Origin of the sequence: Dyella flava, assembly GCF_016904955.1 — a bacterium.
In the GTDB taxonomy this organism is placed as follows: Bacteria; Pseudomonadota; Gammaproteobacteria; order Xanthomonadales; family Rhodanobacteraceae; genus Dyella_B; species Dyella_B flava.
Genome location: NZ_JADIKE010000027.1, coordinates 70299 through 97030, shown reverse-complemented (window position 1 = coordinate 97030; position 26732 = coordinate 70299). Strand labels below are relative to the sequence as shown.

Sequence of the window (26732 nt, the reverse complement as noted above, 5' to 3'; positions counted from 1 at the left end):
CCCATGGACAAGAAGTAGGTAAATATGGAATTTAGTGTCCAAACTATTGAACAAAGGAGGTCCCGTGCTGGATCTGAATGATCTTTTTCTTTTTGTGCACGTGGTCGATCGGGGTGGCTTTACCGCAGCCAGCCGAACCCTGGGGATTCCCAAGTCGACACTCAGCCATCGCATGCAGAAATTGGAGTCCGACCTGGGCGTGCGCTTGCTCAATCGCACCACGCGCCACTTCGGGACGACCGATGCGGGAGACGAATTCTTCACCCACGCGATGGCGATGCTGCGCGAGGCTGAGCGGGCGGAGGATTCCATCAAGCAGCGGTTGGTCGAACCGAAGGGGACGGTGCGGTTTACCGCGGGTCTAGTGACCATGCAGTTCGCACTGGATGAATTGGTGTCGAGCTTTTTGAGGCGCCATCCAAAGGTCAACGTAGTTGCTCACGCGACCGACGACTACGTTGACATCGTCGGCGAGAATTTCGATGTAGCGATTCGAGGTCACTCCGATCCGCTGCCCAGCTCGACGCTGATTCAACGAACCTTGGCGCCGGTTCCCTGGTATCTGTTCGCGGGTGCGAGCTACCTCGACGCGCAAAAGCCCCTGCAAACTCCGCAGGATCTGCACAAGCATCCTTCGCTCTTCATGCTGCGCGGTGACGTAACGCCGATGTGGCGGCTTCGTCATTCAACCAAAAGGGGAGAGGGGGCAACCGTCAAATTGGCGCCGCGGCTCTTAAGTGGCGACATCACAACTCTGAAGCGAGCAGCCATGGACGGCGTTGGCATCGTTGCGCTACCGGGTTATTCATGCCGCGCGGAACTGAGATCCGGCGTGCTTCGCCGCGTGTTGCCGACATGGATTGCCGGCGACTCCACGTTGACGGCCGTCATGCCTTACCGGCATGGCCGGTTGCCTTCGGTGAAAGCCTTCCTTGATTTCCTTGTGGCTGAGTTGCCGGCAGCCGTGTCTATTTAGAGACGACGTATTGGCAAGGCGCTGGTGTGTACTGGGGCAAGGCTCAGATCTGAGGGCTCGGCCTGTTTATGCCAGCGCTGCGCGCAAATCAGCCACTTCCTTACGCAACGCCGCGTTTTCTTCTTGAAGCTCGGCCACTTGCCTGCGGAGTCGCGTCAGTTCGTCTACATCGTCATTGACGTCAGTCTCTGATGGCGAAGCGATCGTCTCCTTGGCGGTCGCTTCCCGCGGTTTGCGCTTGGATTCGCGCACTCGCTTGGCCACCTCCTTGAGCTCCTTGCTTCCCGCCAATGCAGCCTCCCGCTGCTCCTCTTCCGGAAGGCTCGCGACCGCAGCCGCAGCATTGATTGAGATCTGGCCTGACCGTACGGCGGCTACGACCTCGGGTGTCGCCTGCTTCTGGATCTTTTCGATCAACGCCACTTGATTGCCGCTGAGCTTGGCCTCGCGCGCGAGCGCCTCGCGGCTGGGCGGCCGTTCGGTAGGTGCCGGGGCAGGTGAGGCTTGTTCACTGATGGGCGCTGCCTCGTCCGCGCGATCGGCCGTGGGCGCAGGGGATGCCTGGACCTGGGCGGAGGATCGCTGTGCCAGGATCTCGCGCTTGCGCAACGCCAGCACGCCACGCTGGAAATCCGACACACTGCGCCGACCCAGGTGTTGCTCGATCATCCACAGATGCACGTCTTCGATCGACTGGAAGCGCGGGTTTTGCACTGTCTGGAACGGTAAGCCGTGCTTCTGGCAGATGCCATAGCGATTGTGGCCATCCACCAACACGTCGCCCCACAGCACCAGGGCATCGCGGCAGCCCTCGGCAAGCAGGCTGCGCTCCAGCGATTCGTGTTCCTCCGGTGTCAGAGGATCGATATAGGCTTTCAGTTCTTCGTTGACGACGATATCCATCGATGTCCGCGCAGTCCGGTACCAGGGCAAAGGGCGCGCATTGTAGTGGGTCCGGCCGGAGTGAGAACAGCATGGCCTCCCGGTGCTGATCGGTTGGTACCGGAAGGCTTCAATGCCCTGGTCGGCGTGGGGGCAACGCGAAAACGGGTGGTGTTGGGGCGCGTGATTGGGAGATTGCTCCTGACACTTTTCAGCCCCTGGAGGCCGAAGCGTGCGAACGCCAGGCTAAAGGGCATTTAGCCTCCTCGGCCCCGTTTCCTCGCTGGGCTTTCCATCAAGGGAACCCTTGATGAAAGAACGTGTCTACCTAGGTTGGCCGCAACACGCGCTGACGGTATGCGTAAGTTTTGCGCGGGTAATTGGCTTGAATGAGGCTGTGTCATCGAACGTTCCTGGCAGGGCCGACATCAGGCCGTAGATCACATGCGCTGGCGACCGCCGGCGCTGACGCGCCGGGCGCGGGTGCTCGTGTTGGCGTTGGTATTGGCACTGCACGCGTTGTTCGCGCTGATGCTGTGGTCTGCGATGCAGCCGATAGCGCCTGTCGACGACGATCAGGTGCTGGTCGTGCGTCTGCTGGATGACACCGGCACGCCACGTGCGCCACCCGCGCTGCCCGAGTTGGCACCACCGCAGCCGGCGGCGCCCCCACGCGCTCGCCCCGTGTCGCACGAGAAACCACGTCGTGATGCGATGGTCGTGCAGGATCATGAAGCGGTACCTGCGCCGGCGGCCTCCGTGGCCGCGCCGGCCGCTATCAGTTTGTTCAACCAGGATGGCTCGATACGGCTTCCGCCCGCGCTGACGAACAATTCGGTAGCGGCAAGCGTCGAGACCAAGCCGGCCAAACGTGTGGACGATCGTCAGATCATGCAGCACGACATCAACCCCATGCATTTCAAGCCCACGCGTTTCGATAAATATTTTCCGCCTCCGAACGAAACAGCTGGCGGTGCGGTAGGTCGCCATATAGGCGATGCAATCCAGGAGATCACCAAAAGCATGTGTGATCCCACCAAGCGCAGTACGGCTTCCAACTTGCTGTGCGGCGTGCCTCCCACGCCGCCGTCGCCGAAGGATCGCGACGAGCGCCTCAATCTGCCGCCGCCGTCGCTGGTCGGTGATCCGCAACCGATCAAGTCATTGCCACTGTCGACCTGCATCACCGAGTACAACGACGGCAAGCCACTATCGTATGGCTGCCCGATAAACACGCCTGACTTGGCCTTCCAGGCCGAAATGCGTGTGTGCATCGATCTGTTTCGCGCCGGCAAGCGCCTCAAGACCTGGTGCCCAGCCGACACGCCAAAGCGCGCAGCCGCCGAGTCATCCACGCCAGCGGTTTCCTCTAGCGTGGGTTCGCACTGAGCCCTGTATTTGACTTCCTACGCCCTGCACTTAAGGGGGCAAACACTTTTTCCAGGGCGTCCGCGTGGCCGGAACCATTGTTTCCTACGGCTTGTGCGAGCGATATCGAAGCGCGTCGACCAGCAACGCAAATGCGCGAGATGGTTGTCGCCGGCTTGGGTAATACAGGTGATAGCCCGAATACAGCGGGCACCAGTCATCCAGTACTTGGCGCAGACGGCCGGCCCTGATGTGCGGATGGACCATGTCTTCGGGCAGGTAGGCGAGACCGAAGCCGGCAAGCGAGGCGGCGAGGATACGCTCAAGGCTGTTGAAGGTCAGTCGGCGCTCCACCCGCACGTTGGCTGCCTTCGATGCCTCTTGCGCTCTATCAGGTTGATCGAGACCTGTCACCTGCGGTCAGTCGGGTAACTGACATCATCACTGAAGAGTCGTGCAGCGAATTACGTCCTTCCCTCAATGATGCGTACGTCGCGCTCAGCGGCACCTACGAGGTACCGCACGGCCGCTTGATACTCGGGACTTCGATACGCGGCATCGGCTGTTTGCAGATTATCGAACTCCACAATCGCCACATTCTGTGACAGGCCGGCCTCGTAGTTGAAGTCAGGTAATCCCGCCGCTAAAACGCGACCTCCCTTTGCTTGAATGACCGGCGTTGCCGCGGCAACGTATTTTTCAAAGCCATCTGGATTTGAAATCGAACGAAACGTCATAACCCAATATCCACTAGCCATTGGTTACCTCGCCCAAGCGGAAAGTCAACTTAATGTTATTGAAAATTTCGCGGCGTCATAAGTGCAGGACACTACATCCTACGCATGCTCAAGGTGGAACTCAGCCAAAGGTGAATGCGTAAACCAGCACACCCGGTTGGAGGAAGGTGATTTCGAACGTGTGTTCACCGCTGCCGTTTGCTTGCCGTACGAGCTGATAGAGTCGTTGTGAGGTGATCACGCCATCACCATCTGCATCAATGTCCACGCCGTGGTCGGGGCCGGGTGCCTTGCCGTCTATTTGTACGCGGAACTGCACGGGTTTACCGTCGCGATCGGGGCCCAGGACCAGATGCAAATCGCGGCCGCGGAAGCGATAGACGATGCGCCCGTTGGCGCTGTCGAGGTGTGCACTCTGATCGTCCACGGTCCAGCGTCCGTCGAGTGCCCACTGGTTCGCCATCAGCGTCTGCGGCGCGTGGTAGGTCGAGCTATCGTCCTGCACCAGATGATCCCCGGCAAAGTTCTCGGCACGCGCATAGCCCAGATACGTTTCAGGCGAACGTGTGGTATTGCCGGAGGCTGCGGCCTCTGCTCCCTGGGCGCGCGGTTGTACGTAGCCGCCAGGCAGGTTCTTCTGGCCGGCTTCGGCGAGCAGTTGGCGGATCACGTCCTCACTCTGCTGATAGTCGCCTTCGCCGAAGTGATGGTGGCGGATATGCCCCTGCGTGTCGATGAAATAATGCGCAGGCCAATAATCGTTGTCGAAGCCCTTCCAGATGGCGAAGTGATTGTCGAGTGCGACGGGATAATCGACACCCAGTTCCTTCACGGCGTTGGCGACGTTGTGTGGATCCTTCTCGAAGGCGAATTCGGGCGAGTGCACACCGATCACCACCAGGCCGTGATCCTTATATTTGTCGGCCCAGCCACGCACGTAGGGTAGTGCGCGAATACAGTTGATGCAGGAGTAGGTCCAGAAATCGACTAGTACCACCTTGCCGTGCAGCGATTGTGCTGTGAGTGGCGGGCTGTTTAGCCACTGGGTTGCGCCATCGAGCGAGGGCAGCTCACCTTCCACGGGCAATGGTTCGTCGGCTTTGACAGCGGATTGTGCAGGATGAGCGGGTCGCACGGTATCGATCAGCTTCTGTTCGATGCCGCCGGTGCTGGCCAGTGATATGCGTGTCAGCAATCCGGTGTCCAGCCCCAGTGCAATGGCTACGACACTCGCCAGCACCAGCGCGCCCAGTGCGCGACGTACCCATTCGCTGGCACCCAGCGAACGCTTCATCAGTGCGAACACGCGCCCGCCGACGACAAGCGCCAGCGCCAACGACGTCGTCGCGCCGGCTGCATAGGTGAGCAGCAGCAGGGTGGTTTTGACACTCGCCCCGTTAAGTGCCGCCCCGGTGAGCAGCAGACCCAGGATGGGACCCGCGCAGGGGGCCCACAGCAACCCGGTGGCGACACCCAGGCCAGCTGCCGAGAATATCGAATCGTCCTCGCTTTCGCCACGCTGCGTGAGCTTGTTGCCGAGCGTCACGAATGGACGGCTGATCCATTCGGCAACGTGATTGGAGAGTAAGGTAATGCCAAGCACCGCGAGCACAGCCAAGGCGATGATGCGGCCAAATTGGTTGGCGCGAATAGCCCATCCGCCGCCCACGGCGGCGAGTGTGGCGACCACGGCGAAGGTGAGCGCCATACCTGCCAGCATTGGCAATCCATTGCGTGCGAATGGGCGGTCTGCTCGTGCGAAGACAAAAGGCAGCACCGGCAGGATGCACGGACTAAGGATGGTCAGCACACCGCCTAGGTAGGCAAGGATTAGTAAGAGCATATGGGTGACGTCCGTGATGGATTCATAGATCGACTTGCGCGGCTTGCACGAAACCGGGTGCATGGCGACGAAGTGTGTGCTGATTTTGTTGTCGGCATCCATGTGGTGAGAACGCCGGAAGATTCAAAGGGTCGGCGCAGCGTGCCCCACTCGATCGCCACGATGTCGCGGACTGCGCGTCTCGAAGCGACGGGGCATGCCGATTTGCGGAGACATCCAACCTTCCACGCAAAACGGCACATCCCATTGAAGTGACCGATGATCAGTCCGCGTGCTTTGCAGCCGTCTCGATCACACGAGCAATCGCGGCTGGCTGCGACATGAAAGAAGCGTGGCTTGCGGCGACCTCGGTCACCTTGTCACCGGCGCGTTGATACATCCAGCGCTGAAGCTGAGGGCTGATGACATGATCCTCGGTGGTGAGAATCGCGTAGCTGGGTTTGCTGTGCCACGCCGCCACAGAAATTGGTGCGGCCATCGCTTGCTGCGCGAGCGGCTGCTCCGAGTCCGCCAGGAACTGAGCTTGTGCGGCCGGGAGATCCGCTGCATAAGTCTCATGGAATTTCGCTGAGGGGATGTAGAAATACTTATCCGGAGTTGCGCGCATCGCGTCGTTGGGCGCGGCAAACTTCGACATCAATTGACCGCTGGCTTCGCCGACATCGGGTTGCAGTGCGGACACATAGACGAGCGCACTGACCTTCGGGTCGGCACCTGCTTCCGTGATCACGGAGCCGCCATAGCTATGGCCGACTAGCACAACAGGGCCGTTCTGCTGATCGAGCACGCGCTTGGTGGCATCGACATCCGCGGCAAGGCCGGTGAGCGGCTCCTGCACGATAGTCACATGAAAGCCGTCCTTGGTCAGGATGTCATGGACCGCGCGCCATCCCGAACCGTCCACCAGTGCGCCATGGACGATGACGATATCCTTCGCGGCCGGCGTCGACTCGGCGTGCACGATGGCGCCGCCCAGGGCAAGCAGCAGCGCAACGGCAATCTTCTTTCGTAGTGTGAGCATTTCAATCTCCAAAAATGGTTTGACGCGCCCGACGCCTTGCCTGAATCCCCTGCTGTCGGGCAGATGTCGAGTGGTAAGGATTGTGGGTTCGTGCAAAGAAGCGCCCCAGTACGCGCGTTAGTTCGGCCGCGCGCTCTCGAAAGGGGTCTTTTCAACCACGGTGCCTTTGCGCCGGTGATGCCAGCGAATCTCGGCCGCGTTCGACCTGCGTACGCCGCACGCCTCATTCGCGTGCTGCGTACCGGGGCGCAAAGATGTCAGGTCAAATTGTTCTTCATGGCCAGGACGTCGATCGGTTCCACCGATGGCGGCGTGGCCAGCATTTCGCTGGCACGTGCCATCAGGGCCTTAGCCATATCGCCGTTCAGATGGGCCTGGCGGCCGTCTTCGTTCACAAAGGCGTCGAAAACGCCAAACGTCGTGGGCGACAGCTTGATGGCGAACCAGATAGGCGTTGCCGCTTCCCGATTCGTCATCTCCAGGCCGGCGGCAAGAAAATCCGCCACTGCCTGCTCTTTGCCCGGCTTCGCTTCGAGCCGGACGAACAATCCGCATTTAACCATCGTCGTTCTCCTGTAAAGGCTTGGGTGGGCTGCGCAGTGGGCGAAACTTTACAAACGGGTGGCCCGCGCTAATATTGGCGTGATTGACATCTTTAATATCGATCGTGCCATGCGTATTGCCATACTTGCCCTAGAAGGGATGTTCGATACCGGCCTGACGACGGTGCTCGACGCGCTGGCGATGGCCAACGTGCTTGCGCAGTGGACGGGCATCACCACACCGGGCTTTGACGTCACGGTGATGGGGGTGCGTCCTCAAGTGCGTACCGCACTTGGTCTGCAGGTGCCCGTAAGCGATGTCGCCGATACGCCGACCCCCGATTGGGTCATCGTGCCCGCGCTCGCCAATATCGTGCCCGAGCAGCTGTTGCCCACGCTTGCTCGTGACGATGTGGTCGATGCTTTCGGCGCCCTGCGTCGATGGCATGGTGCCGGTGCGCGCCTTGCGGCAGCCTGCACCGGCACTTTCGTGCTGGCCGAGAGCGGCTTGCTCGATGGATGCGAAGCCACGACCACCTGGTGGCTCACGCCTGTGTTTCGTCAACGCTACCCGGATGTGTCCCTCGATGCGCATCGCCTTGTCGTTCCTAGCGGCACGATGGTGACGGCGGGCGCGGCACTCAGCCATCTCGACCTTGCGTTGTGGCTGATCCGCAACAACAGCCCCGAACTAGCGGCGCTCGCCGCCAAATATCTTGTGTTCGATTCACGGCTATCGCAGTCGGGTTACGTGATTTCCGATCACCTCGCGCATTCCGATCCTTTGGTCGAACGCTTCGATCGCTGGGTGCGCGAACGCCTGGATACGACGCTTACGCTCGATGCGATCGCCGAAGCGCTGGGCACCAGCAAGCGCACGCTGTCGCGGCGTCTCGACGGCGTGCTGGGAAAAACGCCTCTCGAATACATTCAGGATCTGCGCATCGAGCGCGCTGTTCAGTTACTGAAAACCAGCAAGCACAGTGTCGATCAGATTGCAGGGCAGGTGGGTTATGCGGATGGCGTGACGCTACGCACGCTGTTGCGCAGACGACTTGGAAAGGGCATACGCGAACTACGGCCGCGTGAGTAAACCGCCGAAGTTGCCGACAGCTTGCAAGAGAATTACCTGTAGATTAGCTCTTCATGCGCTTACCATCCGTACCTGTATTTGTATTTCAGGGAACCGCAGATGAAGTAACGCCGTACGCGCTCGTGCAAAATTTGACCAAAGGGCAGCCAATGTGCGCCTTATACCCGTGGCAAATGCGTCACATGAAAATGCCTACCTTCTTGCGCGTCACGATTACATCGAAAATCTGCGCTTGATGCTTGGTGTTCATGAGACTGATGCCTCCCGATTGGGCGGCACATGACGGGTCGTCCGCCTTCGGTGCGGGACAATGGGTTCCTACGGCTTGTGCGAGCGATATCGAAGCGCATCGACCAGCAACGCAAATGCGCGAGATGGTTGTCGCCGGCTTGGGTAATACAGGTGATAGCCCGAATACAGCGGACACCAGTCATCCAGTACCTGGCGCAGACGGCCGGCCCTGATGTGCGGATGGACCATGTCTTCGGGCAGGTAGGCGAGGCCGAAGCCGGCAAGCGAGGCGGCGAGGATACGCTCAAGGCTGTTGAAGGTCAGCCGGCCCTCGACGCGCACGTTCAGTGCATGGCTTCCCTTTTCGAACTCCCACGCGTACAGGCCGCCGTGGGTAAGGAAGCGCAGATTAATGCAGTCGTGTTCGGTGAGGTCGTGCGGCGTAGCGATCGGTGGACTGGCGTCCAGATAGGCCGGTTTGCCCACCACCACTAGCCGCGTGGGCGGACCGATTGGCACCGCAATCATGTCCTGTGCAACCTGCTCTCCCAATCGAATGCCGGCGTCGAAGCGTTCGGCCGCGATATCGGTGAACGTGGAGTCGCTGATCACTTCCACGCGGATATCCGGGTATTGCCGCAGAAAGGTCTTCAGTACTGGCCACAACAGGGTGGCAGCGGCGTGCTCGCTGCTGGTAATGCGGATGGTGCCGCTGGGCAAGTCGCGTAGCTCGCTGAGCCCGGCGAGCGCCGCATCAATGTTTTCAAAGTTGGGGGCAAGCGCCTGTTGCAGTCGCTGGCCGGCTTCGGTGGGCGACACGCTGCGTGTGGTGCGGGTGAGCAGGCGCAGGCCAAGCCGGGCCTCCAGCCCCTGAATTTTGTAGCTGAGCGCCGATTGCGACAGGCCAAGCTGGGCGGCGGCGCGGGTAAAGCTGCCTTCACGCGCCACCGTGAGGAACGCCTGCAGGTCGTTGTAGTTCTCGCCACCCATGGCTGCACCGATGTGATTGATCGATACAGATCATAAGTCCATTCGATATTTGCCGTCTTATCAGATAGGCACAACAGGGCCAGACTGGCGCAGCCATCGCGGCCTGGCGTTTCTCATCCGGCCGGTCGGTGACTTCGCCACTTCCTCAGGGAGCCCGACCATGACCGATACCAACCAGAAGGCCCAAGGCCCATTCGCAGACATCGCGCCCGCGCTCGACCAGCTCACACAGCAGGTGCTGTTTGGCGAAGTCTGGGAGCGTGGAGAGCTCTCCAAGCGGGACCGCAGCCTGATCACCGTCGCCGCGCTGATCGCGCAATACCGCATCAACGAGCTCCCGTTCCATCTGAAGTTCGCCCAGCAGAACGGCGTTACGCGCGACGAATTGGTTGAGGTCATCTCGCACATGGCCTTTTACGCCGGATGGCCGGCGGCGAGTACCGCCGTGGGCATCGCGCGCAAGGTATTCGCAGAGAGCACTTGATCAGCACGGATACGTGTTGATCCATTTTTAAAATTCATCGAGGTGACATATGCAAAAGCGCTTGCTTGGAAAGAGTGGTTTGGAGGTTTCGGCGCTCGGCTTTGGCTGCATGGGGCTGAATTTCAGCTACGGCCACGCCCTCGCGGACGATGACGCCATTCGTTTGATTCGCGAGGCCTTCGACCGGGGCGTGACGTTTTTCGATACCGCGGAAGTCTATGGGCCATTCACCAACGAGGTACTGGTCGGCAAGGCGCTGGCACCTGTTCGTGACCAGGTTGTCATCGCTACCAAATTTGGCTTCGACATCGATCCTGCGACGGGAAAGTACGTCGGCCTCAACAGCCGGCCGGAACATATTCGCGCTGTTACCGCAGCATCACTCAAGCGCCTGGGCGTCGACACCATTGATCTGCTGTACCAGCACCGTGTCGATCCCAATGTGCCGATCGAAGACGTGGCCGGCACGGTCAAGGACCTGATCACTGAAGGCAAGGTTCGCCATTTTGGTCTGTCCGAGCCGGGCGCGCAGACAGTGCGTCGCGCCCACGCTGTGCAGCCGGTCGCCGCGTTGCAGAACGAGTACTCGCTGTGGACTCGTGGCCCCGAGACCAACGGTATCCTCGACGCGTGCAAGGAATTGGGCATTGGCCTAGTCGCCTATAGCCCGCTCGGCAAAGGCTTCCTGACTGGCACAATGAGCAAAGACACCAAGATCGGCGACAACGACTTCCGCAAAAACCTCCCGCGCTTCTCGCCGGAAGCCATGGTGGCGAACCAGGCGATGGTCGACCTGTTGAAGGAGATCGCCGCTGCCAAGTCCGCGACACCCGCGCAGATCGCGCTGGCATGGCTTCTCGCCCGCGAGCCTTGGATTGTTCCTATTCCCGGTACTACGAAGCTCCATCGCCTGGAGGAGAATTTGGGTGCTGCGAGTGTCGCGCTGACCATTGCCGATCTGACCAAGATCGAGAAGGCCGCCGCGGCCATCCAGATCGAAGGCGAACGCTATCCGCCCCACTTGATGGCTATCACTGGGCGCTGATGATTGAGCTGTTGCCCATGGGTGCGCGGGAAGGGGTCGAGTGATTCCGTGCTATCGAGGGTAGGGCAGTGGCCGATGACCAACTGAGGCGAAGGGTTCATCGGCAGCTCTCTCGTTGCGTTGTCAGCCTTGATCGCAGACAACGCGATTAGCTGGATCATGCCAGCGCTTCGCCAGAGCGCGGCCAATGCCGGTCCCGTCGCCGGCAACCAGGATCGTATTTCCATTGGGTCTCATGCTGGCGCCTCGGGTGGCACAGGGGCTGTGCTACGCTAAATCAACCCAATCTGATTACTCTCGCAAGTGTAATGTCATCGTAGAAGGCTCGGTCTTCCTGGCAGCGGCAGCACCCAAGTCACACCTCACATCCGGTGACAAGGCAATGAGTAAACACCGACCTCTACCGTTGCCCGAGGATTTGCGCGTTTTCCTCACCGTGCTGCGCAAGCAGAACTTTGCCGCGGCGGCAGAAGAGCTGGGCTTATCCCCGGCCTATGTAAGCAAGCGCATGCAGATATTGGAAACGACCTTGCAAACGCGTTTGCTACATCGCAGCACCCGTCAATTTTCCTTGACCGATGACGGAGAGCGGGTGCGCCAGCGCGCCGAGCAGTTGCTGGCCGATCTGGATGGTTTCGTTGACGATCTGAACGCTCTGCGCAATGAGCCAAGCGGGCGGCTACATCTGTGCAGCAGCTTCGGCTTTGGTCGCAATCACGTCGCACCTGCACTGGCCGCTCTGGCTGAGCGCTATCCGCAGTTGGAGTTGCGTCTGGACGTCTATGATCGCGCGATCGATTTGCTTGGAGAGGGCTTCGATCTGGAAATCCGGGTGGGCGATGATCTGCCGCCTCAGCTTATTTCGCGGCGTTTGATGAGCAACCAGCGCGTGCTTTGCGCGACGCCAGCGTACCTGGCTCACCGCACCAAGCCCGAACAACTGGCCGACCTGACTCAGCACGATTGCCTGGTATTGAAGGAGCGAAATAATGCGTTCGGTTTGTGGCGGCTCCATGGCCCGGATGGCATGGTGGACGTTCGCGTAGATGGGCCGCTGTCCTCCAATAATGGCGAAATCGTCTTGCAGTGGGCTCTACGTGGCCGTGGGATCATATTGCGCTCAATGTGGGACGTGCGGCCCTATTTGGAAACGGGTGCGTTGGTACAGGTGTTGCCTGCTTACAGTCAGCCTGCCAATGTCTGGGCGCTTTATCCAACGCGTCTGTCCGAATCGGCCAAGTTGCGGGTTTGCGTGGAGTTCTTCGAACAGTATTTCGCGGCTATTCCACGCTAGGGATGCTCTGATCAATTCTGCGCGGGTGGCATGATGTCCAGAAGGCTCGCAGGGTGTGGTGCGTGGCGCAGGGAAGACTGGCCGTCTTGCCAAGTCGCGCGGCGCAGCCTGCGTGCCTTCTGGACATCACCCCGTCATTTTAAATTCAATACGTTGGGGCCAGTTCAGAGCATCCCTAGGCCAACCAAGGTTTGGCCGCATGGTGGGCTTGTTCAAAGCGACCAATGAGCGCAGCAAAGCGCAAGGTGCTGTCAATGGCGTCCCGACCTTCGATCAAAGCCTCGCGGCTCAGTGCATCAAGCTCAAAGGGCAACGTGCGACCATCAGTCAAGGTTAGCTTGCCGGCGGGCAGGTCTATGGCCAGGGCCGCATGAGCGGGCTTTTGCGCCAACTGCACCAGCTCTTGCCAATACCTATCGGGCAATGACACGGCAAGCACGCCGTTGCGCAGGCAATTGTCATAGAAAATGCCGGCAAAACTCGTACCCAGCAAAGCGCGGATGCCAAGTTGCCTCAGTCCCCACACGGCATGCTCGCGACTGGAGCCGCAGCCAAAGTTTGGGCCGGTGACCAGGAAGCTGGATCGATTCCAGGGCGACTGATTCAGTACAAAATCCTTTCGCAGCACACCTTGCGCGTCAAAGCGAAGGTCATGGAAGCAGCCGTCCGCCAATCCCGCGCGGTCAATGCCTTTAAGAAACTGCTTGGGCATGATGACATCGGTATCGATGTTGGCGGCAGGCAACGCAGCCATGATGCCGTGGACAGTGGTGAAAGCTTGCATGGTTTCAGTCTCCAGATATCAGTTCGCGTACATCGGTCAGGCGGCCATAAATCGCTGCGGCGGCAACCATGACCGGGCTCATAAGATGAGTGCGCGCGCCCGTGCCCTGGCGTCCTTCGAAGTTGCGATTAGTGCTGGAAGCGCAGCGCTCGCCGGGCTTGAGCGCATCGCCGTTCATGGCCAGGCACATTGAACAGCCCGATTGCCGCCATTCGAAACCCGCATTGACGAAGATCCGGTCCAGGCCTTCGCGTTCGGCTTGTCTGCGCACGGCACTTGAGCTTGGCACGATGATGGCGCGCACGCCATGCGCAACGCGTCGATGGCGCAGGATATCCGCGACTTCGCGCAGATCTTCGATGCGAGCATTGGTACAAGATCCAATGAAGGCATGGGTGATGGCGATATCGCGCACCGGCATGCCAGGCGTAAGGCCCATATAAGCGATGGCGCGTTGCATGTCGCGGCGACGCGCCGAGTCATTTTCTTCGGTCGGATTAGGAACATGGCCGCCGATGGGTACAGCTTGGTCCGGACTGGTACCCCATGTGACCAGCGGTTCCAACCTATCGCTATCGAGCTGGATGTCGCGGTCGAACACGGCATCATCATCGGAACGGAGAGTTTGCCAATCACGCAGCGCCGCTTCCCACACGGCACCCTGAGGCGTGCGAGGAAGATGGCGCAAAAAGGCATAGACCTTGGCATCGGGCGCTACGAGAGCCCCGCGCGCGCCCGCCTCAACCGCCATATTGCAGATGGTCATACGCCCGGCGACGCCCAGCGAGGTGATGGCGCTGCCGACAAACTCGATGACGTAGCCAGCGGCCCCGGCGGCGCCGATCTGACGAATCAGGGCCATCACGATGTCCTTGGCGCTCGTGCCCGGTGCTGGTTTGCCGTCGACCCGCACGCGCATGGTCTTCAGCCTGCGATAGACCAGGGTTTGAGTGGCCAGCAGATGCTCGATTTCAGAAGTCCCGATGCCGAAGCCCAAAGCCCCCAGGGCACCATAGGTGGTGGTATGGCTGTCGCCGGCCGCTACGACCATACCAGGCAGAATGAAGCCCTGCTCCGGAGCAACCACGTGCTCGATGCCCTGGCGCGGATCCAGCACATCGAACAGCTCGATGCCGAAGTCCTGGCAATTTTGCGCCAGATAATCGGCTTGGCGTTGGCCGCCCGGATCGGCCATGGCAGGACCGCGCTTGGGTACGGTGGGATTCACGTGGTCGACCACCGCGAGCGCCGATCGTGGCCTGCGCACCCGGCGACCGGCGTCACGCAGGCCGCTGAAAGCCTGCGGACTGGTGTACTCGTTGAGCACTTGGCGATCGATGTAGAGCAGTACGTGGCCATCGTCGTCGAGTGTGCGCACGGTGTGATCATCGACGAGCTTGGCGTAGAGCGTGCGAGGAGCCGGCATGGCGTTCTGACTTCGCAGGGAAGGTGAAAAAGATGTTCGAGCCGAACGGCGCAGGCATCAACGCGCAAAGCATGAAGACTGGCATCACGCTGCGTGTTGAATGGGGATAAGGCGGCATTGAACACAGATCATGGAGGCTGCGATCACGAGCCATGGCTTGCTGTGAAGCGCCGACGGCTTAGGATGACCACTCATAAGCGACAAACGGATCTACCCATGTTCGAGCATTTCTCCCCACGATTGATCGAAACCAACGGCGTTACCATCGCCTGTCATGTTGGAGGACATGGGCCTGGGTTGCTGCTGTTGCACGGTCATCCCCAAACCCATGCGATCTGGCATCGTGTGGCGCCTGTGCTGAGTCGGCACTTCACCGTCGTAGCGGCTGACCTGCGTGGCTATGGCGACAGCAGTAAGCCACTCGCTTCGACGGATGGCCTCGCTTATTCCAAGCGCACGATGGCTGCCGATCAGCTTGGCCTTATGCGTCGCCTGGGTTTCGAACGTTTCGCGGTATTGGCCCATGATCGTGGTGCCCGCGTGGCACATCGACTCGCCGCCGACCATCCAGCCGCGGTAAGCCGGTTGATGCTGCTGGACATCGCGCCGACCCTGGCCATGTACGAGCAGACCGACGAGGCGTTTGCCCGCGCCTATTGGCACTGGTTCTTTTTGAGTCGTCCCGCACCGCTGCCTGAGCGACTGATCGAGGCGGACCCTGAGCTTTACCTGCGCAGCGTGATGGGTTCGCGCCATGCTGGTATGGCGCCTTTCACCCAAGAGGCGTTGGCCGAATATCTTCGCTGTCTTCGACTGCCAGGTACGGCACGCGGCATTTGCGAAGACTACCGGGCCAGCGCCGGAATCGACCTCGAACATGATCGTGCTGATCGCCAGAGTGGCAGGAGTTTGCCAATGCCACTCAAAGTGCTGTGGGGTGAGCACGGTGCAGTGGGGCGATGTTTCGATCCTCTACAAGAGTGGGGACAAGCCGCCCGGCAGTTGGAAGGTCATGCTTTGCCTTGCGGCCATTACATACCTGAAGAACTGCCCGAGCTATTGCTCAAGGAAGCGCTGCCGTTCCTGGTAGGCGATTAGGCGTCAGTTCGCCCACCCGGTTCCTGTGTCGGACGTATCCGTGAGATGCGTCGTACGGACATGGATCGCGCAGATGATGCGGCGGGACACAAGATTCAAGTGCCCGTAACAGCTTCGAAATGGTCCATCAATAGGGCAGGGAACTCCTTTTTTCGCTAAAGCATCACCGCGAGCGTTAGCTCACGGGGAGGCCAGGTTGTCTGTCTTTGCTTATGGTCAACGATTGGGAAGATCGTTCAACATCGATGATCCCCCCACACTTGTGGCAAGGACGTCGCGTGACTTCCCGCTTGCTGTGACGGAGCTGCGGTCGGATAAACCGGCAACAGGTCCTAGCGCTCCGATAGGTGGCCAGGAAGGGTATTGGATCTTCCTGCACTTGCGTGCACTTGATGCTTACGAGGTCCGGCTTAACGGGCAATCACGTCCCGTGCGCTCCGTAGGAGTGGGTCATACATCCTTCTATGATTTAAAGCTGGATCCAGTCATTCATATTGATGGACCGTTCCATTTTCTCAATTTCTACATTTCTCACGATGCACTCGTTGAGTTCGCGGAAATTCTGGATATTCCAGCCGTCAACAACCTGGCATGGGAGTGTCGCGAGCTGATTGAAGATCCCGTCATCTTCCAGATAGGTAAGTGTTTGCTCCACGCCATGAACGCGGAGATGCCGACGAACAAGATGTTCGTCGATCATTTGCTTTTCGCATTTCTTGGCCATCTCGTCATGAAGTACGGAGGCCTCGAAACGCCTTCTCACCATGTGCAGGGAGGGCTTCCGTCATGGATGTTACGAAAATCCATGCAATGGATGCGGGAGAACCTGGTCGGCGGCATAACCCTTGTAGATGTCGCAAACGAGTGCGGTATCTCGGTTAGCAGCTTTATGCGCCTATTTAAGAAGAGTACGGGCTTTTCTCCTCATCAATGGCTGGTTTCGCAGCGCATTGAAAAAAGCATCGAACTGATGCGCGATCACAAAGCTTCGTTAACGCAGATCGCCATCGCCAGCGGTTTTTCAGACCAAAGTCATTTCACGCGAACGTTCACCAGGAAAATGGGGGTGAGTCCAAGTGTGTGGCGGAGCTCGTGCGACGACTGAAGGCCATCCATGAATGCGTTTTGTTGCCGCATCGCTATCCATCTCGTTCGTCGCGTTTTCCACCCAACGCTCAGCCATGATTCGCGTTAAACCGGTTTCGCATATTCCTAATCAATTTGTTCAAGCGAGCAACGCCGCGCCGACGCTAGCATCAATCTTAATCACTGCTCATCCTTTCTCGAGGCGCGATTATGAGGATCGCACCTGCCGCGGACAGCCAAAGTCGATTAGTGACTGCCATTACGAGTCCGCGGCCAAAGATGCGTTGTTTGCCGAAAACTCTGTGACTCCGACTACGTCATTTTTCCGCCCGGACGCTGCGTGCATTGTCTGTATTGCGGCGAGTTGAGAGGCGATGGCATCGATATGATCCATAGACGTCACATCGTCATGGCCAGTGTATTTGCGGTAAGCACCGGCGTATCCGCTCAGAGTACCGCCCCGTCCTTCTCTCCGCAGGCGAGCCAGCAGTCAACGTACGCATCCGACGGCGGCGTTCCGCAAACGCCACTTACTGCGAATTGGTCTGTCCGTAGGTGGCTGCAAGCAAATGGCATTGATCTGAACGCGCACATTGTCATCGAGCCCGCCGCGAATACGGACGGATACAAAGGGTCAGGCGTTGTTTCTGCGGAGCAAATTGATTTTGGCGCCACTATCGATACCAGCAGACTCCTGGGATTCGAAGGTACGGTACGCATTGTCTTTTCCGATCGTTTGGGCGGTGCGATCCAGGAGCGCTATACAGGCGCCTATATTCAGGACCAGTCGTATTGGGGACAAGGGCAGAATTTTCGCTTCAGTGAGCTTTCCTACGAGCGATCTTTTCTCGATTATCGCTTGAGTCTCAAGGGTGGCTTCTATTCCATGGGGAACGATTTCGGCGGCCTTCCTTACGTATGTGACTTCAACAATAACGGCCAATGCGGCCATCCGTTAGGCCTCGTTTATGGTTCCGGTTGGCTCGACAGTCCCACGGGAGCATGGGGCATGCGATTCAAATGGAGCGATCCTTCCGGGTGGTATGCGCAGGCCGGTGTTTACGATGTCAATCCGTCGAACAAGCAGGAGGACAACGGCTTCAAAGTGAGCCTCGACGGTACTACTGGAGAATTGATCCCTGTCGAGTTTGGATACGCGCACGGACAAGCACCAGCCGATTATGCGGGGATCTACAAGGTTGGCTTTTATCTGGACACGTCAAATGCTCCGGTGCTTGGCATGATGAATCAGCTGGCGTCGCATCGTACCGGCGAGTATCTACAGGCTGCCCAAAAGATATGGAAGCCTTCTGACTATTCGGTGCGTGGACTGTCCCTATTTGGAGTGGCCACGCAAGCTGACGCCACGACCGGCCTTGTCCGTTATTCCTGGGAGGCCGGCCTCAGCTGGCGCGGTACGCTTCCTGATAGGGATGACGATATCGTGAGCCTTGCCTGGACGAGGTTGGACATATCTGATCGCGTGCGGCTCGCCGAGGAACTGGCCAATGAGCCGCCCCAAACAAACGAGCAGTTGTTCGAGTTGAATTATGGCGCTCAAGTTGCTCGTTGGCTTCTGATTCGGCCAGCTATTCAATACGCCTTCCAACCAGGTGCTTACGCTATCCGACCGAACAGTTGGATTTTTTCACTACACGTGCAGGCGACGCTCTAATCGGCCCGTGCCATGTCCCGTCAAATGGAATCAATCAGGTGGAGTCACAGACAGGTAAGCCGCCACGTTGCGAATCTCCGTGTCGGTGAGTTTGGAGGCCACTTCAGTCATTGACCCGGGTTTGAAAGTACCAAGGCGCGCGCGTGCCTGAAATGCGTGCAGCCTGTTTACTACGTAGATGGCAGGTTCGCCGGTAATCCTTGGGGCACGCTGGTCATCATCTCTGGCATTCATCCCATGACATTCGAAGCATGCTGGCGTACTTTTGTTGCCGCCTCGGAAGGCCAAAGCCTTGCCGGCAGCCACCCAGTCGGGCGAAGGTGGCTGTGGAGAAGGTGCGAGAGGAGGGTCCTGTGCAGCGAAGTACCTGGCAAGCGTGTCAATGTCGGCATCGGAAAGCGTACGCGCGATGGGTTGCATCGTTTTGCTTCGACGTCTTCCCGCCTTGAACGCGGAAAGGGCGTGAGCCAGGTAATCGGCACTCATCCCGCCAATGCGCGGGACACCCGAAGCGTTTCCCGCTCCTAAAGCACCATGGCACGCGGCACAAACATGCGCGGCTTCCGGCATGGATGCCGCTGGCAACGTGGTAGGAAGTGTGGCCCCCTGGGCGGCGAGACACAGAAGACACAACAAGACGCCACCGGGTAACCGATAGGCACGGGACACCAGCCCCTGAAGTCGTTGGGAAGACGGCGAAGACATCATCCCGGTAGCACGGACTCTCGCGAGCATGTCTTCATTCTCCCATTGGAGTGGCCTAGGAAAGCGTAATATCGAGTGGCCGGAAGGCGCTTGTACGGGATGATTGGAAATAGAACGAAATCGTTAATCGGACTGGCCGTAGCGGGCGCGTAGACGACATCAACGAACGCCGCAGGCACGTCTTGGCAGACGAAGGTTCCAAGTGCTTTGGAACACACTCGATATCGGCGCGAGCCGTCGCGATCAACCATGCTTTCGTGGCGTCCCATGGCGTTAACGATTTCGTTCCATTTCCGATCATTCTGTGCAAGCGCCTTCCAGGTCTCAGGCATACCCTACTGATCCAACAGATCGTTGAGAGGATTGGTCATGGACCGTCGAGCATTCACTGCCCTTGGCATCGGCGCAGCTGCAGCAGCTTTTCTCAAGCCTGCATTCGCGCAGATAACATCACCTTCCCCCGAAAATTTAAGCAAAGCATTGCCAAGCTCTGATCCGGTACCGGCCGTGGGAGCGAATCTTAGTGACAATCCTGCGCCGCCATCAGAAGCCGTAACGCAGCGGCTGTTCCCGGGATTTTCATCGCAATACATCAAGACGTCGGGGGCGACGATCCGCGTCCTGACAAAAGGTGAAGGTCCACCCCTGCTGCTGCTGCACGGTCATCCTGAGACTCACGTGACCTGGCACAAGATCGCTTCAAGCTTGGCAGAACAGTACAGTGTCGTGCTCCCGGATCTTCGTGGATATGGCGATTCGAGCAGGCCTTCTGGCGGCGAGAACCACATCAACTATTCGTTCCGTGCCATGGCGCTGGATCAGAAAGAGGTGATGGCGCAATTAGGGCACAAGCGCTTTTTCATGGCCGGCCACGACCGTGGCGGGAGAGTCGCGCACAGGCTATGCCTCGACCATCCAGAATTGGTTGAGAAGGTCGTACTGCTCGATATCGCACCTACGCTCACCATGTACAACGATACGAACAAAGAGTTCGCTACCAAATATCTGTGGTGGTTCTTCCAGATTCAGCCCGAACCCATGCCGGAGCACTTTATTAGTTTTGACCCTGTTTATTACCTGCGCGATCACCTGTTCGTGCAGAGCAAGACGCCGGGTGCCGTGACGCCAGAAGCGATGAGTGAATATATTCGCTGTTATTGCACCAAGACTGCGATTCACGCGGTCTGCGAGGACTATCGTGCGGCCGCCGGCATCGATCTGGACATGGATCGCGCAGATGACGCGGCGGGGCATAAGATTCAAGTGCCAGTACATGCTCTGTGGGGCGCAGAGGGAACTGTCGGCAAATTGTGGGACGTCATCGCGACGTGGAAGGTGAAATCCGCCGGACCCGTGACGGGCAGGGCGCTCCCTTGCGGACATCTCTTGCCGGAAGAGCAGCCTGACGAAGTGTTGAAGGAGCTACGCACTTTCTTTAGTGCGTGAGCCAGGGATTCGCAAGCTGCGCGCCCCGCATTGCGAAAAGTGGCTCCTGTGAATGCCACCAGGAGTCACCATCAGGCCCTTGGCCTCGATAGGCCTTGCATGCGTCCATAGAGTTGCGTCAACTACTCGACGAATGCGCGTGCCGTAGTGCTGAGTTTGCGACTTTATGCTTAGGCGATATGGACGTCCAGAGGCTTCGGTTACCAGGCATAAAGGATGGCGACAAGGTCGCCACGCTCGATGGAGGCGGCCCCAGAAATGCAGTGTGAAGTAACACGTAGCACGTCCACACGCCAAAAAGGATTCGTTATGAAATTCATGAAAATGCGTTTTGTTGCCGCGTCGCTATCCATCTTGTTCATCACGTTCACCGCCACCAACAAAGCTGAGGCTGCGCCGGTACACAACATCGTTCTCGTGCATGGTGCATGGGTCAACGGTAGTGGCTGGAAGCCGGTTTACGACATCCTCAAAAAGGACGGGTATAACGTGTCGATCGCCGAACATCCTCTTACCTCGTTTAACGATGATGTGACTGCAGTGAAGCGCATCGTCGATATGCAGGACGGTCCGACCATCCTGGTGGGGCACAGTTATGGCGGAGCCATCATTACCGATGTCGGTAACGATCCGAAGGTTGTGGGCCTCGTCTACGTCGCCGCGCACGCACTGGATGAAGGGGAAACCGAAGTGGCAAACAGCAAGCTTTATCCTAATGCGACGAGCAAGACCCACGACGTCAAGAAGACCGCCGATGGTTTTCTGTACCTGGAGCCGTCCAAGTACCCACAGGACTTCGCGGCAGACCTCTCGCTCCCGCAGGCTGAATTCGAGGCCAACGCCCAGGAGTTGACGGCCGCCTCGGTGTTCGATTCGCCGACAGGTCATCCGGCATGGAAGGACAAGCCAAGCTGGTTCGCGGTGGCCATGGATGACCGCATCATCAGTCCCGATTTGGAGCGGATGTATGCCAAGCGTGCGCACAGCCACACCATCGAAGTGGCGGGCGCCAGCCACTCTGTCTATGAGTCGCATCCAAAGGAAATTGCGGCATTGATCGAGGATGCCGCGAACCACGCGCTGGACGGCAAATGATGTCAACGGCAACATGAGGCTCACGAATCCGTGGCCTTCTAGGATTCGGTTGCAACTGTTGGAAGGGTTCCGACAGTTGCAATCACGTGAAGCGACCAACGCGCACCGCCTTGCATTTGGGCAGCGAACTCAGGGCGTTCTTGCCGTGTCCGCAATAATGCGTTCGACTGCCGCAACAGCCTGAGAAATCGACTCCTTGCGGTCGATGACGTATTCGAGGACGCCAAGATCGGGCAAGTCGCCGGTCAGACGGATAAGCCCCTACGGAATGACGTCCCCTCGAAAGGCGCTAATACCCAATCCTGCGGTAACGGCAATGCGACTGCTGACAACCGCGATTCGGTAGGATCGGCCCGCAGCCTTTAGCGTTTCCAAGATGCGGGTGCGCGTTGCATTTGGCTCAGGATATACGGCGAGCGGAAGAATGGATTCACCTCCCGTCAGCGGGGACGTCGGACGGCCGAACCAGTAGAGCGGTTCTCGGCTTACGACGTGACCGCGCTGACTGCCAACTATGTCCGCGTCCTGACCAATCCGAGCTCGCCGTATCTCCATCATTGGCTGAGCCCGGCGCGGATCGGCACGACGGCACGGCACGCATGGATGTTGGTCGCGACGAGATCGTCCGGCAGCGTCGAAATGGTTCATCGATAGGGTAGGGAACCTACTTTTTCTTACCAAAGCACCATCGCGTGCGTTAGCTCTCAGGGAGTCCAGATTGTCTGTCTTTGCGTATGGTCAACGATTGGGACAATCGTTCAACATCGATGATCCTCCCACACTTGTGACAAGGACGTCGCGTGACTTCCCGCTTGCTGTGACGGAGCTGCGATCGGATAAGCCGGCAACAGGCCCTAGCGCTCCGATACGTGGCCAGGAAGGGTATTGGATCTTCGTGCACTTGCGCGCACTTGATGCTTACGAAGTCCGGCTCAACGGGCAATCACTTCCCGTACGCTCCGCAGGGGTGGGTCACACGTCCTTCTATGATTTAAAGCAAGATCCAGTCATTTACATTGATGGACCGTTCCATTTTCTGAATTTCTACATTTCTCGTGATGCACTCGTTGAGTTCGCGGAGATTCTTGATGTTTCCGCCGTCAACGATCTGGCATGGGAATGTTGCGAGCCAATCGAAGACCCCATCATCTTCCAGATAGGTAAGTGTTTGCTCCATGCCATGAATGCGGGGATGCCAATGAACAAGATGTTCGTCGATCATTTGCTATTTGCACTTCTTGGCCACCTCGTCATGAAGTACGGCGGCTTCAAAGCGCCTTATTCCCATGCGCATGGAGGGCTTCCGTCATGGATGTTACGAAAATCCATGCAATTGATGCGAGAGAACCTGGTCGGCGGCATCGCCCTTGTAGATGTTGCAAATGAGTGCGGCATCTCAGTGAGCTGCTTTGTGCGCCTATTTAAGAAGAGCACGGGATTTTCCCCTCATCAATGGCTGGTTTTGCAGCGCATTGAAAAAAGCATCGAACTGATGCGCGATCGCAAAGCTTCGTTGACTCATATCGCGATCGCCAGCGGTTTTTCAGACCAAAGCCATTTCACGCGAACGTTCACCAGAAAAATGGGGGTGAGCCCAAGTGTGTGGCGAAGCTCGTGCGACGACTGAAGGTCATCTGCCAGCCACTCTGTCCATGAGTCGTATCCAAAGGAAATTGCAACATTGATAAAGGATGCTGCGAACCACGCGCTGGACGGCAAATGATGGCAGTGGCAACATGAAGTTCGCGCATCCGTGGCCTTCCCGGATGCGGTTGCAATTGCGTGAAATGACTGGCGCACGCTGCTTTGCGCTTTGATAGCCCCAGGTGATAGTACTCAATTCAATCCTAGAGGAGACGATGCCATGTCAGCACTTTACGTAACAAAAGTTAAGGCAGTCGGAGGGCGGCATGGATCAATTCGGAGCGACGATGGTTTGCTGGAGCTCAAACTGGCACTGCCTAAAACGCTTGGAGGGAAAGGCGATGCAACTAATCCCGAGCAGCTCTTTGCTGGTGGCTACGCTGCCTGTTTCGAGAATGCGCTCCTTCGCGTTAGCCAAGAGGCAGGTCGTCGACTCGCTGACGATGATGTTGAAATTACCGCCGAGGTTGGTCTTAGCCGTAACGAAAAAATGCCTTCGTGCTCTCAGTTACGCTTGCGATTACCATCACTGGCGTTGACCAGCAGACAGCAGAGTCGCTTGTCGGCACCGCCCACACCGTCTGCCCCTATTCGAATGCCATCAAGGGCAACATCAATGTGGTGAACCACATATCGGTTCGGTGAGTCTGGAGAAGAGCATTTCCATGCCCCATCAGTCTTCGAAAGACTAGGAGTTGATGGGGCTCTGGTACACCACCGCTTTCATAGTCGCTGCATTGCCCATGCGATCCACGATGGTGAAGCACTTCATCTTGGGCGTGAACTGATCTGTCGAACACGGAGCCCACGGGTTGGTTAATTCAGACCGGTCACTGATCACGTTTGGATAGCTTAGGCATCCGCGATCACCTTCCGGCTGGTCGATTCAGCGGGGAAGCGCGGCAGGCTCGGTTCCACTTCTTGGAAGATAAACAGAACGTCTTGAGGCGCCAAATGTAGACGCTCGCCGAACAGTCTGACCGCTTCCTCGGCAATGGTGGCAGCGATTTCTGTCGGCCTCCCTTTAGAGATGATGACCTCTACAACCATGAACCGATCGGTTCTGTCCGTTGTGTAGTCGGGGAAACGGGAGTCCACCCGAAGGTCGCCTTCGTCGACTTCAAGAAAGCGGTGGAAGAGATCATCCCGGTGAAAGCCGGCGGCCATCTGGGCTTCCAGCATGGCCTCCGATAAGAGGGACTTGTCGGCAGTGCTGAGGCCGCGCCGAACGGTGAAGGTTACAAACGGCATCACAAGTCTCCACAGTTCAGGGTACATCGATTGCGTGGGTGCGCTGCCTGCACCCGCGTTTTATCCATCATACTGTTATTTGAGCTATTGGCAGATCAAATTAAAACGTGATCAAACATAAGAGTACCTATTAACGAGTACGGTTGGCTTGCGGATCAAATTCGGCAGCGAATGCGAGTGCCGTCTCTTTGTCGATACGCCGCGGCAGCTAGCGTGTCTTTCCGAAATGGATTGATTGACGCGTTGCGAGCTTCGCAATTCCAGCTACCCGCACGCATACCACGTTGGCTCTGAGCGCAAGCTCAAAGATAAGAGGCAGTGAGCAACCCGTTAATCTTTTCGACGAAACTGCTCGACCAGAAAATCCAGAAATAGCCGAGCACGGACGGGCAATTGACGGCCAAACGGGTGCAGCCTGTCTGCTAGAACCATCAAACGTGCGATCAATTGCTGGACCAGACTTTTTGATCCAATATCTGGGCTGGCCTCAAGTTATTGGCAGATATTTAGCTCGTGACAGCGACTAATTGGCAGTTCGCATCAGTGGTACAAAGCTATTGGTAGAGTTTGCACGAAACATTGGTTAGGGGAAAACCTAAGGCTGAAAACGAGGCTTATGCGGCTCGAAAACACGGCACCTAAAATGATCAGGAATACACAGCCCTCGCGCGCATCGACGGATTGCGTTCAAGAGTCCTCGCCGTTTTTCTCCAGCGCCGTCAGCCTGCGCACGTATTCGTCCAGATGCTTGAAGCGGACTGCATTGCGCCGCCATTTGTGGCTCTCCATCAAGGGCATGCTCGAGGAATACTCGCCCGCTTCGGTCACCGAGCTAGATACCAAGCTCCAGGCCAGCACGGTCACCCGATCAGCGATCTCCAGATGGCCAAGCACGCCAGCGGCCGCGCCGATCATACAGTAGCGCCCGATCTTGGCGCTGCCAGCCACCGCTGAGCAGCCGGCCATCGCTGTGTGCGCGCCGATCTTCACGTTGTGGCCAATTTGGATCTGATTGTCCAGACGCACGTCTTCTTCGAGCACAGTGTCTTCCAGCGCGCCGCGATCGATGGTTGTGTTGGCGCCGATCTCGCTATCGTCGCCCACACGCACGCCGCCGAGCTGGGGTAACTTGACCCATTGATTGCCGTCGAAAGCCAGACCAAAGCCGTCGGCGCCAAGCACCGCGCCCGGATGAATCAACACCCGCCTGCCGAGCACCACGCGCAGAACTAAGGTGACACGCGCCACCAACCGCGACTGCGCGCCGACCACACATCCCGGCCCGACTATGCAATGTGGCCCCAGCACCGCGCCGTCTTCAATCACGGCGCCGCTCTCGATCACGCAGTACGGACCGATGCTGGCGCCCACCGCCACGTGGGCGCCGTTGGCAATCACCGCTGTGGGGTGAATGCCTGGCGGCGGCATCGCTGCCTGTTCGAACAGGGCAGCGACCTTAGCGTAAGCGAGGTAGGGATCGGCTGCGACTAGGGCGGCGGTCGGGCAGGTGGCCAGGTCGTGCTCGCGCAAGATCACCACGCCAGCCCGAGTGGTTGCCAGTTGCGCCAAATATTTGCTATTGGTGATGAAGCCTAGCTCGGCGGGGCCGGCTGCAGCCAGAGTGGCCACGCCTTCAATCTGCACGGAAGGATCTCCGTGAAGAGTCATCCCGAAGCGTTCGGCCAAATCGGCCAAGCTGATGGTGGTCTTGTTGGTGGAATGTGTGCTCATCGCATTCGAAGCCGGGCGTGGAATGGAGGGTCACTGAAGCGTAGCTATTTGATGCTGTTCGGTTGGAGAAGACAACACATTTTCTTTGCAGGATTCATAAACGAAACCTTCCTAATCCTTTAATTATATTAAGGATTTAGGCTCGAACTGTACAAAATTACACGTATCTCGGCTCAACCCCAAGAAGGGATAAGCATGGCGACCAAACGCGTTCTGCACGCGAAGTATCGAGCTCGCGCCGTTGCGCAGTTTCAGTACTCGAACCGCGGAGCAGACTTTTTGGTC

The 26732-nt window shown here is 58.2% G+C and carries 25 protein-coding genes; 13 read left to right on the top strand and 12 right to left on the bottom strand.

The annotated features are described in order from the left end of the window. The first annotated feature begins 64 nt into the window (after nt 1–64). Complete coding sequence (locus ISP19_RS03845; protein WP_204680020.1) at nt 65–976, top strand: LysR substrate-binding domain-containing protein; 912 nt, start codon at nt 65–67, stop codon at nt 974–976. 66 nt (nt 977–1042) lie between these two features. Here the strand turns inward: ISP19_RS03845 and ISP19_RS03840 are convergent, their stop codons facing one another. Continuing rightward, complete coding sequence (locus tag ISP19_RS03840; protein WP_204680019.1) at nt 1043–1879, bottom strand: plasmid replication/partition related protein; 837 nt, start codon at nt 1877–1879, stop codon at nt 1043–1045. A 423-nt stretch (nt 1880–2302) separates the two neighbouring features. Here ISP19_RS03840 and ISP19_RS03835 point away from each other — a divergent pair, with 423 nt between their 5' ends. Beyond that, nucleotides 2303–3247, top strand: coding sequence for a hypothetical protein (locus ISP19_RS03835; protein ID WP_239556476.1), 945 nt, complete (start codon nt 2303–2305; stop codon nt 3245–3247). A gap of 84 nt (nt 3248–3331) precedes the next feature. Here ISP19_RS03835 and ISP19_RS03830 read toward each other — a convergent pair whose 3' ends face one another. The 5 genes from ISP19_RS03830 to ISP19_RS03810 all read right to left on the bottom strand — a co-directional run bounded on the left by ISP19_RS03830 (nt 3332) and on the right by ISP19_RS03810 (nt 7390). Continuing rightward, a complete protein-coding gene (locus ISP19_RS03830) occupies nt 3332–3640 on the bottom strand; it encodes a LysR substrate-binding domain-containing protein (protein ID WP_204680018.1) in 309 nt (102 codons plus the stop codon). Nucleotides 3641–3690: 50 nt separating this feature from the next. Continuing rightward, a complete protein-coding gene (locus ISP19_RS03825) occupies nt 3691–3984 on the bottom strand; it encodes a DUF1330 domain-containing protein (protein WP_275577098.1) in 294 nt (97 codons plus the stop codon). 100 nt (nt 3985–4084) lie between these two features. After that, nucleotides 4085–5806 (bottom strand): cytochrome c biogenesis protein DipZ, encoded by a 1722-nt coding sequence (locus ISP19_RS03820; RefSeq protein WP_204680090.1) that lies wholly within the window; start codon nt 5804–5806, stop codon nt 4085–4087. Between the two features lie 262 nt (nt 5807–6068). Next, nucleotides 6069–6923, bottom strand: a complete 855-nt coding sequence (locus ISP19_RS03815) for an alpha/beta fold hydrolase (RefSeq protein ID WP_239556475.1) — start codon at nt 6921–6923, stop codon at nt 6069–6071. Between the two features lie 161 nt (nt 6924–7084). Next, complete coding sequence (locus tag ISP19_RS03810; RefSeq protein ID WP_204680016.1) at nt 7085–7390, bottom strand: putative quinol monooxygenase; 306 nt, start codon at nt 7388–7390, stop codon at nt 7085–7087. Nucleotides 7391–7499: 109 nt separating this feature from the next. On the opposite strand from ISP19_RS03810, the gene ISP19_RS03805 reads away from it, so the two are divergent. Then, entirely contained in the window at nt 7500–8462 is a 963-nt protein-coding gene (locus tag ISP19_RS03805) for a GlxA family transcriptional regulator (protein WP_204680015.1), read from the top strand. 318 nt (nt 8463–8780) lie between these two features. Here ISP19_RS03805 and ISP19_RS03800 read toward each other — a convergent pair whose 3' ends face one another. Then, the gene (locus ISP19_RS03800; RefSeq protein WP_204680014.1) at nt 8781–9683 is read right to left on the bottom strand and encodes a LysR family transcriptional regulator; all 903 of its coding nucleotides are present in this window, start codon (nt 9681–9683) and stop codon (nt 8781–8783) included. Between the two features lie 160 nt (nt 9684–9843). Between ISP19_RS03800 and ISP19_RS03795 the strand changes: the two genes are divergently transcribed. The 3 genes from ISP19_RS03795 to ISP19_RS03785 all read left to right on the top strand — a co-directional run bounded on the left by ISP19_RS03795 (nt 9844) and on the right by ISP19_RS03785 (nt 12506). Continuing rightward, nucleotides 9844–10167 carry a carboxymuconolactone decarboxylase family protein gene (locus ISP19_RS03795; protein WP_204680013.1) on the top strand — a complete coding sequence of 108 codons (324 nt, stop codon included), beginning with the start codon at nt 9844–9846 and terminating at the stop codon, nt 10165–10167. Between the two features lie 49 nt (nt 10168–10216). After that, nucleotides 10217–11212 (top strand): aldo/keto reductase, encoded by a 996-nt coding sequence (locus ISP19_RS03790; protein WP_204680012.1) that lies wholly within the window; start codon nt 10217–10219, stop codon nt 11210–11212. Between the two features lie 235 nt (nt 11213–11447). Beyond that, nucleotides 11448–12506, top strand: a complete 1059-nt coding sequence (locus ISP19_RS03785) for a LysR substrate-binding domain-containing protein (RefSeq protein ID WP_239556495.1) — start codon at nt 11448–11450, stop codon at nt 12504–12506. Between the two features lie 175 nt (nt 12507–12681). On the opposite strand, the gene leuD is transcribed toward ISP19_RS03785, so the two are convergent. Continuing rightward, nucleotides 12682–13290: a 3-isopropylmalate dehydratase small subunit gene (leuD, locus tag ISP19_RS03780; RefSeq protein ID WP_204680011.1), complete on the bottom strand. Its 609-nt coding sequence runs from the start codon at nt 13288–13290 to the stop codon at nt 12682–12684. A gap of 4 nt (nt 13291–13294) precedes the next feature. Beyond that, nucleotides 13295–14716: a 3-isopropylmalate dehydratase large subunit gene (gene leuC / locus ISP19_RS03775; protein ID WP_204680010.1), complete on the bottom strand. Its 1422-nt coding sequence runs from the start codon at nt 14714–14716 to the stop codon at nt 13295–13297. A 216-nt stretch (nt 14717–14932) separates the two neighbouring features. Here leuC and ISP19_RS03770 point away from each other — a divergent pair, with 216 nt between their 5' ends. The 3 genes from ISP19_RS03770 to ISP19_RS03760 all read left to right on the top strand — a co-directional run bounded on the left by ISP19_RS03770 (nt 14933) and on the right by ISP19_RS03760 (nt 18575). Then, the gene (locus ISP19_RS03770; RefSeq protein ID WP_204680009.1) at nt 14933–15814 is read left to right on the top strand and encodes an alpha/beta fold hydrolase; all 882 of its coding nucleotides are present in this window, start codon (nt 14933–14935) and stop codon (nt 15812–15814) included. A 196-nt stretch (nt 15815–16010) separates the two neighbouring features. After that, nucleotides 16011–16919, top strand: coding sequence for a helix-turn-helix transcriptional regulator (locus ISP19_RS03765; RefSeq protein ID WP_204680008.1), 909 nt, complete (start codon nt 16011–16013; stop codon nt 16917–16919). Between the two features lie 390 nt (nt 16920–17309). Beyond that, the gene (locus tag ISP19_RS03760; RefSeq protein WP_204680007.1) at nt 17310–18575 is read left to right on the top strand and encodes a carbohydrate porin; all 1266 of its coding nucleotides are present in this window, start codon (nt 17310–17312) and stop codon (nt 18573–18575) included. Between the two features lie 30 nt (nt 18576–18605). Here ISP19_RS03760 and ISP19_RS03755 read toward each other — a convergent pair whose 3' ends face one another. Next, entirely contained in the window at nt 18606–19145 is a 540-nt protein-coding gene (locus ISP19_RS03755) for a c-type cytochrome (RefSeq protein ID WP_204680006.1), read from the bottom strand. A gap of 504 nt (nt 19146–19649) precedes the next feature. On the opposite strand from ISP19_RS03755, the gene ISP19_RS03750 reads away from it, so the two are divergent. From ISP19_RS03750 to ISP19_RS03735, 4 genes are all read left to right on the top strand, one after another. Then, a complete protein-coding gene (locus ISP19_RS03750; RefSeq protein WP_204680005.1) occupies nt 19650–20726 on the top strand; it encodes an alpha/beta fold hydrolase in 1077 nt (358 codons plus the stop codon). 258 nt (nt 20727–20984) lie between these two features. Then, nucleotides 20985–21821, top strand: coding sequence for an alpha/beta hydrolase (locus ISP19_RS03745; RefSeq protein ID WP_204680004.1), 837 nt, complete (start codon nt 20985–20987; stop codon nt 21819–21821). Between the two features lie 718 nt (nt 21822–22539). Next, nucleotides 22540–23448, top strand: a complete 909-nt coding sequence (locus ISP19_RS03740; protein ID WP_204680003.1) for a helix-turn-helix transcriptional regulator — start codon at nt 22540–22542, stop codon at nt 23446–23448. A 237-nt stretch (nt 23449–23685) separates the two neighbouring features. Next, a complete protein-coding gene (locus ISP19_RS03735; protein ID WP_239556474.1) occupies nt 23686–24090 on the top strand; it encodes an Ohr family peroxiredoxin in 405 nt (134 codons plus the stop codon). Between the two features lie 227 nt (nt 24091–24317). On the opposite strand, the gene ISP19_RS03730 is transcribed toward ISP19_RS03735, so the two are convergent. Further along, nucleotides 24318–24716, bottom strand: a complete 399-nt coding sequence (locus ISP19_RS03730; RefSeq protein WP_204680002.1) for a tautomerase family protein — start codon at nt 24714–24716, stop codon at nt 24318–24320. A gap of 687 nt (nt 24717–25403) precedes the next feature. Beyond that, nucleotides 25404–26447 carry a UDP-3-O-(3-hydroxymyristoyl)glucosamine N-acyltransferase gene (lpxD, locus tag ISP19_RS03725; RefSeq protein ID WP_204680001.1) on the bottom strand — a complete coding sequence of 348 codons (1044 nt, stop codon included), beginning with the start codon at nt 26445–26447 and terminating at the stop codon, nt 25404–25406. Between the last annotated feature and the right edge of the window lie 285 nt (nt 26448–26732).